The following is a 9011-nucleotide window of genomic DNA, read 5'->3' on the forward strand; positions in this document are numbered from 1 at the left end:
AATCATTTTAATATAAAGGGGATGGATCTATGTTCCAAGGAAGAAACTTCTTAAAAGAAATTGATTTCACTCGTGAAGAGTTAGAATACTTAATTGACTTCAGTATTCACTTAAAAGATCTTAAAAAACGTGGAATTCCACATGAATACTTAAAAGGTCAAAACATCTGCTTACTATTTGAAAAAACTTCTACTCGTACTCGTTCAGCCTTTACTGTTGCTGCTAACGACCTAGGAGCTGCTCCAGAATTCTTAGGAGCGAATGATATTCAATTAGGTAAGAAAGAATCTGTTGAAGATACTGCTATCGTTCTAGGAAGCATGTTTGACGGAATCGAATTCCGTGGTTTCAGCCAACAAGTTGCTGAAGATCTAGGTAAATATGCTGGCGTTCCAGTATGGAATGGTCTTACGGACGAATGGCATCCAACTCAAATGATTGCTGACTACATGACTATCAAAGAAGAATTCGGTGAATTAGCTGGACGTAAACTAGTTTACTGTGGTGACGGACGTAACAACGTTGCTAACTCTTTAGTAGTAACTGGTGCAATTCTAGGAGTTCATGTAACTATTGCTTCTCCAGAAGAATTATTCCCAGAAAAAGAAATCATTGACTTCGCTAAGAAATATGCAGCTGAATCAGGAGCTAAGATCGAAGTTACTTCAGATATCAAATCAGCTGTTAAAGATGCTGACGTACTTTACACTGACGTTTGGGTATCTATGGGTGAAGAAGATAAGTTCGAAGAACGCGTTAACTTATTAAAACCATACCAAATCAATAAAGAATTAACTGAAGAAATCGATAGAGATTACATCTTCCTTCACTGTCTACCAGCTTTCCATGATACTGAAACAGTTTATGGTAAAGATGTTGCTGAAAAATTCGGTGTTGAAGAAATGGAAGTTACTGACGAAGTATTCCGTAGCGAACATGGACGTCAATTCCAACAAGCTGAAAACCGTATGCACTCAATCAAAGCGATTATGGCAGTTACAAACGGTAATTTATTCATCCCACGTGTTTAATTCATTACTATGATAACTTTCACTTAGTGATTACGTGGTCACAGAGATCCGAATTGTGATTTTGTAATGACAATTCGGATTTTTTTCATTTAGGTCATAATAAAAAATAAAAGAAAAGGAGTGTATATTATGGCAGAAACAAATGAAACACCAGTCGCAGTGTCTCAACCTGAGAAAAAGAAACGTAAAATGCTAAATTCATTTACCATGTTGTTCTTAATTACTGCAATTATTGCTGTACTTACGTGGATTATCCCTGCAGGTCAATATCAATTAGATGATGCTGGTAACTATATCGCTGGTACTTATGAACGTGTTGCTCAATCTCCACAAGGTATTTGGGACTTATTCATGGCTCCAATCCGTGGTTTCCTAGGAACTGAAACTACACCAGGTGCCGTTGAAGTTGCACTATTTATTATGGTTATTGGTGGTTTCCTTGGCGTGGTTACTGAAACAGGCGCTATTGACGCTGGTATCTCAGCCATGATGAAGAACAACAAAGATAATATGACGACCCTTATTTGGGGCCTAATGTTTATCTTCGTCCTTGGTGGTTCAACTTATGGTATGAACGAAGAAACCATGGCCTTCTATCCGCTATTGATTCCTTTAATGGTTGCTGTTGGCATGGACGCTTTGGTAGCGATTGCAGTAATCCTGTTGGGTTCAGGTATTGGTTGCTTGGCTTCAACGGTTAACCCATTCGCAACAGTTATTGCTTCAGATATGGCTAATATTTCGATTGCAGATGGTATCGCTATTCGTACAATCATGGCCATCGTACTTTGGGCTTTATCTGCTTGGTATGTATCAAGCTACGCGAAGAAAGTTCAAGAAGATCCTAAGAATTCATTGATTTATGATATGATGCCAGAACATAAAGAACGTTTCAAAGTTAAAGAAATGGACACAATTACTGGTAAACAAAAAGGTGTACTTTGGATTTTCGGACTGACCTTCTTAATTATGATCCTTTCTTTAATTCCATGGTCTGATTTATTCCCTGGATTCACTTTATTCGAAAGCATTCAAAATACTTTCTTAGATATGCCATTTATTGGTAACTTATTAGGACAATCTCAACGTGGTTTGTTCTTCGGTATGTGGTACTTAGTTGAAATTACAATGTTATTCTTCATGTCTTCAGTAATCATTGGTTTCTTCTATGGTATTGATGAAAGTCGTTTCGTTGAAGTCTTCCTTGACGGGGTTAAAGACTTGCTATCTGTTGCCATGATTTGTGCGGTAGCTCGTGGTATCCAAGTTGTTATGAACGATGGACAAATTACTGCAACTGTACTTTCTTGGGGTGAAGCTGGTCTTAAAGGCTTAAACGAAGGTCTATTCACCATCTTAACTTATTTATTCTATATCCCTATGTCATTCTTGATTCCTTCAACTTCAGGTTTAGCTGCGGCTACCATGGGTATTATGGCTCCACTAGGAGACTTTGCTAATGTAGGTAAAGATGTGGTTGTAACAGCTTACCAAACTGCCTGTGGTATCGTTAATATTATTACTCCAACTTCAGGGGTAGTAATGGGTGCCTTAGCTATTGCTGGTATTGAATTAACCACTTGGTGGAAATTCATGAAGAAGATTGGTATTATCATTGTTGTAGTTTCACTTGTACTTCTACTTGCAAGTACTTATCTTGGAATATAATTTATAATAACTAGATTGATATGCTCACTATGATAATTCAGAGTGAGCATATACATTTAAATCGTCAGATTTTCATATTTTAGAGGAGGTGGCGTTAATGGAATATAAATTAACAGAAAGCTACCAAGACCAATGTATTGAAACAATCAAACGCTGGGTAAGTGTTCCTTCTATTTTAGATGAAGAAGCTGTTTCAACACCTTTTGGTAACGATATTGTCCGTGCTCTTGAACTTGCCTTAGAAACTTGCGAAAGCCTTGGCTTTAAGACCTTTATGGACCCTGAAGGATATTATGGCTATGCAGAAATTGGTGAAGGTGAAGAGTTGATGGCCATTCTATGTCACTTGGATGTGGTTCCAGTAGGTGATAAAGCTAAATGGGATTCAGATCCATTTGTGGCAGAAATTCGGGATGGCAAAATTTATGGTCGCGGAACTCAAGACGATAAGGGACCATCGGTAGCTGCTTTATATGCGGTGTACGCATTGAAAGAATCTGGCTATAAATTTAACAAACGTGTTCGTTTTATTTTTGGTACAGATGAAGAAACCTTATGGCGCGAAATGAATGTTTATAATGAGAATGAAGAGAAAGCAAACTTTGGATTCGTTCCAGATGCTGATTTCCCATTAACCTATGCTGAAAAAGGTTTATTACAATGTTATTTAGTTGGGCCAGGTAGTCAAGAACTTAATTTGAAGATGGATGGTGCCTTTAATATCGTTCCTGAAGAAGCAACTTACGAAGGTGATAAAGCCGACCAAGTAGCAAAAAATCTTGAAGTACTTGGTTTTGAATATCAAAAAGATGATCATAAAATCAAAACGATTGGTAAATCAATTCACTCCAAAGATGCAGATCAAGGAACAAATGCAATTACACGTTTAGTTGCAGGTCTGAATGGAGTAGAAGATCATGTGGCTTTAGACTTTATTAATAAGTACGTAGGTCAAGATGCAAATGCTAATAATTTATTTGGTAAGATTGGCGATGATATGAGTGGAAATCTTACCATGAATATTGCTAAACTTATAATAAACTTTGAAGAGTCTCGGATTGGCGTGGACTTCCGTATCCCAGTCACTGCCGATAAAGACAAATTAGTTGATACATTGAAGAACGCAATGGCTGAATATGGTTTAGAATATAAGGAACATGACTATCTCGCTTCTCTATATGTTCCGGTAGAAAGTGAACTGATCCAAACCTTGTTAAGTGTTTACCGTGATATGACTGGGGATATGTCTGAACCAATCTCATCTGGTGGAGCTACTTTCGCTAGAACAATGGATAACTGTGTTGCTTTTGGCGCACGTCGTCCGGACGTACCTGTAACCTATCATGAAGCCAATGAAAACATGCCTTTAACGAATATTTTTGAATGTATGGAAATCTATGCAGAAGCTGTTCGTCGTTTAGCCATTGAAGAATAAATCATAAAAAAGGAGATAGAATATGGCAAATCGTAAAATTGTAGTCGCACTTGGAGGAAATGCTATTCTTTCTAGTGATCCATCTGCTCAAGCTCAACAAGAAGCATTAAAACAAACTGCAGAACACTTGGTTAAATTTATCGAAAATGGAGACGACCTAGTCATTACTCATGGTAACGGACCACAAGTAGGAAACTTATTATTACAAAACATTGCTGCAGATTCTGAAAAGAACCCAGCCTTCCCATTGGATACTTTGGTAGCAATGACTGAAGGATCCATTGGATTCTGGTTACAAAATGCAATGCAAAATGCTTTGAAAGAACGTGGCATTGAAAAAGAAGTTGCTTCGATTGTGACCCAAGTGGTTGTTGATAAAGCTGACCCAGCTTTTGAAAATCCTACAAAACCAATTGGCCCATTCTATACCGAAGAAGAAGCAAAAGCAGAAATGGAAAAATCTAATGCTTCATTTAAAGAAGATGCTGGCCGTGGTTGGCGTAAAGTTGTTCCTTCACCAAAACCAATCAGCATTAAAGAAGCTAAATCTATCCAAAACCTAATCGATGCTGGTCATGTGGTTATTGCTGCCGGTGGTGGTGGCGTTCCAGTTATCGAAGAAGCTGATGGAAAATTACAAGGTGTAGAAGCTGTTATTGATAAAGACTTTGCTTCTCAAGTATTAGCAGAAATGGTGGACGCCGATTTATTCGTTGTTCTAACTGGTGTAGATTATGTTTTTGTTAACTTCAATAAACCAAACCAAGCTAAATTAGAAAAAGTAACTTATGCTGAATTAGAACAATATATTTCTGAAGAACAATTTGCTCCAGGAAGCATGTTACCAAAGATTGAAGCTACTATGAAATTTGTTAAAAACAAACCTGAAAGCCAAGCTGTGGTAACATCTTTAGAAAACTTGCAATCTTTGATTGAAAATGGAGCCGGAACTGTGATAGAATACCAATAATCATTATTAAAGAATGATGAGGAAAGAGAGTAGGATAAATTCAGCCTGTACAGAAAGTTGGATTGCTGAGAACCAACCTTGACATTTATTCGAACCGCACTTTCTGATATTAACAAGGTGAACTCAAAGTAGCTTTGTTCGGAGACCTCTTCGTTAACAAGGAAAAGATGATTCCTGGATTTTTGGGAGTCAATTAGAGTGGTACCGTGTATGTAAAATACGCCTCTAGCTTAGCTAGGGGCGTATTTTTTTATATTAATAAGATTATTGGAGGAATATAGAATGGAGAACAAAAAGTTAATTGTTGAAGCTTTGACGCCAGTATTGGACGGGCAGATGGAGCCTGAGCAAATCGAAAGTTTAATTGAAATACCAAGTAACCCTGAACATGGGGACTTTGCCTTTCCGGTCTTTCAACTTGCAAAGCTATTTCGTAAAGCACCCCAAATGATTGCCAGTGAATTAGTTGAAAAAATCGATGATTCCAACTTTGACAAAGTGGTGGCTGTAGGGCCTTATATTAATTTCTTGGTTAAACGATCTGTTGTATCGAACCAAGTGCTACATGATGTTCTAGAAGCCGGCGCCAGCTATGGGGACGTTGACTTAGGTCACGGTGGGAATGCATGTATCGACATGTCTTCGCCAAATATCGCTAAACCAATGTCCATGGGTCACTTGCGTTCAACCGTTATTGGGAATTCGATTGCCAATATTTTGGATAAAGTGAATTATAATACGATCAAAATTAACCACTTAGGCGACTGGGGAACTCAATTTGGTAAATTAATCGTAGCCTACAAAAAATGGGGCGATGAGAACGTTGTGAAACAAGATCCGGTCAATGAATTGGTTAAATTGTATGTTCAATTCCATGAAGAAGCAGAAAGCGATCCAGAATTGGATGATCAAGCACGGGCGGCCTTTAAGAAATTAGAAGAACATGATCCTGAAATGACTGAACTATGGCAATGGTTCAAGGAAGAATCTTTGAAAGAATTTAACAAGGTCTATGAAATGCTTGACATAGATTTCGATTCTTATAACGGGGAAGCTTTCTATAATGACAAGATGGATCCAGTCATTCAAGAACTTGAGGATAAGGGAATCTCAACGATCGAAAATGGAGCAACGATAGTTCTCTTAGAAGAAGAAAATCTTCCACCTGCTTTAATCAAAAAATCTGACGGTGCTACCCTTTACTTAACTCGTGACTTGGCCACCGCCTATTATCGTCATCAAACTTATGATTTTGATCAGAATATCTATGTGGTGGGAAATGAACAAGCTAACCACTTCAAACAATTAAAAGCTGTCTTGAAACGATTAGGTAATGATTGGTCGGATGATATGCACCATATCCCATTCGGCTTGATTACCTTAGAAGGTAAGAAATTATCAACTCGTAAAGGAAAGATTGTTCTTCTAGAAGAAGTCTTGAAAGAAGCCATTGAATTAGCGCTTGAACAAATTAAACAAAAGAATCCAGATTTAGAGAATAAAGAGGAAGTAGCACGTCAAGTAGGTGTTGGTGCGGTAATCTTCCATGATTTGAAATCTGACCGTCTAAATTCTTTTGACTTTAAACTTGATGAAATCGTCCAGTTCGAAGGAGAAACCGGTCCTTATATTCAATATGCTTGTGCCCGGGCGAATACCATCTTAGAAAAATATGGTAAAGAGGTAAATTCAGACCATGTTTGGGAATTGACCGATGCATACAGCTGGGAAATTATTAAGAAACTTTCTCAATATCAAGCAACAGTGATTCAAGCGGCTGAACGTTATGAGCCTTCTGTGATTGCTAAATATGCCATTCAGTTAGCCCAACTCTTTAACCGTTACTATGGTAATACCCGCATCCTTTCTGAAGATGATCAATTAGAAGCACGGATCGCTTTAGTCCAAGCCATCGTTATTGTCTTAAAAGATGCGCTATCTCTACTTGGCATTAAAGCTCCTGAAAATATGTAATTACTTTGTCACAGCATAATTCAATCCATCTCATACCCAGACCCAAGTACTTGATTAGCTACTTGGGTCTTTTTTATGAGCATCAATATATTGCAGAGCATGTGCGGTATTATCCGCCATCGTTGATAGATTAATTTTGGGGTTTCGTCCAGATTTTCTAATTGAATCTAAGCAAAAATCCTTGACTGATGAAAAATTTAAAGAATTTCCCTGCCCCTGTCAAAAAATCGTCTAATAAAAATCGATTTCTCTTTGTAAATATCGAATTTATCACATTTAGTCTTGAAAATCTTAAGATTAAGATAGATAATGAAGAGGAAGACGATTAAAGGGGTGGTCGATTGGTTAACCGCGATTTTGAAGCTTATTTTGAGTATTTAGAGAATGAGGAGTTTTTCTTAGGATTTACGCCCGAGGAACTATTAAAAGTCAAACAGTTGTCGGTCATCCACCAATACCGCAAGGGACAAATTATCTATTTTCAGGATGATCCCAAACGCTATTGTTATTTTTTATTAAAAGGTTTTATTCGGTTGGAGCGGACAGATACTGAGGATACTTATATTTATATTGATTATATTAAGGAGAAGAATTTCTTCTCGTATTCCTCCGTTTTAAATTTTGAGCGCTACACCCATTCAGCCTATTCGGTCACCGATGTGGATTTATTATTGATTCCCATGGACGTGATTATTGAGATTATTCGTCAGAACCATAATCAATTATTGTATATGTATTGTAAGCTATCAGAAATCCAAGTTTTTCAAGAAGCACGAATTCAACAAACTGCTATATCTTCTGCTGTGGATCGGGTAATCCAATCTCTCTCCTTATGGATGTTTGATATGGGGCGGATGATTGGTGGACACATGACTATTCCCTATCCGCTGACGATCTATGAATTAGGTTTAGTGGCAGGAACGACGCGGGAAACAGCCGGCCGTGTCGTTCGTAAGCTAACCAAGGAAGGTAAGGTTAAATTTACCCGCAAACAAGTTATTTTTTATGATGAGGATTATTTCAAGGAGAATGCGAAGTTCTTACAAGATTTGGGTACTGATTATGCTGGTCAATTGATTGAAATACTGAACTTGGCCTAGAAGATTTTGACAATATCAGGCCAAGTTATATGGAAGAGAATAAGGAGTTATCCATGCAAGTTGTTGATTTACTAAAAGTCTTAGCCGATGATACCCGTTTACGTGTTTTAATGTTGCTACGTGACCAGCCTTTGTGTGTGAGCCAAATCCAAAAGATATTGGATCTTCCTCAATCCACCCTATCCAAGCACCTAGCAAAGTTGCGGGAAGCCCAATTGGTCAAACCGCAAAAAGATGGAAAATTTGTTAAATACCATTTAGTCCATCATTATTTGGTTAATGTGTTACTCTACGATATTTATTATGAAGGTAAAGAAGAAATTTTTGATCAAGATCGGGCGGCTATCGTTGATTTCGAAGATATGTTGACCGCTTGTCAAGAATGCTTAGCTCATGAGAAGACATCTTCTCATTAATTTACATAGCTATTTTAAATCCAGCGTTCCTTGAGTGCGCTGGATTTTAGTTATTTCCGCTGAAAAAAAGTGACGACTTCCTCAAAGCTACTGATGAATACGTTTCCATATTGGGTACACTATAGATAGTAAAACAAAGGGGGAGACAAGATGTCACAAATTAAAACAGTCGGAGTCGTTGGAGCAGGATCTATGGGATCTGGCATTGCGAACGCATTCGCAATGAACGGATACCAAGTTATTTTGCGGGATATTAAAGAGGAATTCCTACAAGGGGGACTGCAACGGATTGAGAAATTTATGGAGAAATCCGTGCAACGTGGGAAACTTTCTCAAGAAGATAAAGAAGCAACCTTAGGTCGTATCCAAACGACCACCGAATTAGCCGATTTTAAAGAGGTTGATTTCGTGGTCGAA

General features: G+C 37.8%; 8 protein-coding genes and 1 other annotated feature. All 8 genes read left to right on the forward strand.

The features are described 5' to 3' along the window. Positions 1–29 precede the first annotated feature (29 nt). On the forward strand, positions 30–1031 hold the full coding sequence (gene argF, locus BMX34_RS04850; protein ID WP_092571393.1) for an ornithine carbamoyltransferase: 1002 nt from the start codon (positions 30–32) through the stop codon (positions 1029–1031). 129 nt (positions 1032–1160) lie between these two features. Continuing rightward, positions 1161–2699, forward strand: coding sequence for a YfcC family protein (locus BMX34_RS04855; protein WP_412457631.1), 1539 nt, complete (start codon positions 1161–1163; stop codon positions 2697–2699). 97 nt (positions 2700–2796) lie between these two features. Continuing rightward, positions 2797–4134, forward strand: a complete 1338-nt coding sequence (locus BMX34_RS04860; protein WP_092571395.1) for a M20 family metallopeptidase — start codon at positions 2797–2799, stop codon at positions 4132–4134. Positions 4135–4156: 22 nt separating this feature from the next. Beyond that, positions 4157–5104 carry a carbamate kinase gene (gene arcC / locus BMX34_RS04865; protein WP_092571397.1) on the forward strand — a complete coding sequence of 316 codons (948 nt, stop codon included), beginning with the start codon at positions 4157–4159 and terminating at the stop codon, positions 5102–5104. 7 nt (positions 5105–5111) lie between these two features. Next, positions 5112–5334 (forward strand) — a binding site (T-box leader). Positions 5335–5386: 52 nt separating this feature from the next. Further along, positions 5387–7078: an arginine--tRNA ligase gene (argS, locus tag BMX34_RS04870; protein ID WP_092571399.1), complete on the forward strand. Its 1692-nt coding sequence runs from the start codon at positions 5387–5389 to the stop codon at positions 7076–7078. Positions 7079–7419: 341 nt separating this feature from the next. After that, positions 7420–8178: a Crp/Fnr family transcriptional regulator gene (locus tag BMX34_RS04875; RefSeq protein WP_092571401.1), complete on the forward strand. Its 759-nt coding sequence runs from the start codon at positions 7420–7422 to the stop codon at positions 8176–8178. Positions 8179–8231: 53 nt separating this feature from the next. Then, a complete protein-coding gene (locus BMX34_RS04880) occupies positions 8232–8594 on the forward strand; it encodes an ArsR/SmtB family transcription factor (RefSeq protein ID WP_159428854.1) in 363 nt (120 codons plus the stop codon). A 150-nt stretch (positions 8595–8744) separates the two neighbouring features. Continuing rightward, positions 8745–9011: 3-hydroxyacyl-CoA dehydrogenase family protein (locus BMX34_RS04885; protein ID WP_234971675.1), on the forward strand; the 267-nt coding region annotated here is incomplete at its 3' end.

It is taken from the genome of Ignavigranum ruoffiae, assembly GCF_900110675.1.
GTDB lineage: Bacteria > Bacillota > Bacilli > Lactobacillales > Aerococcaceae > Ignavigranum > Ignavigranum ruoffiae.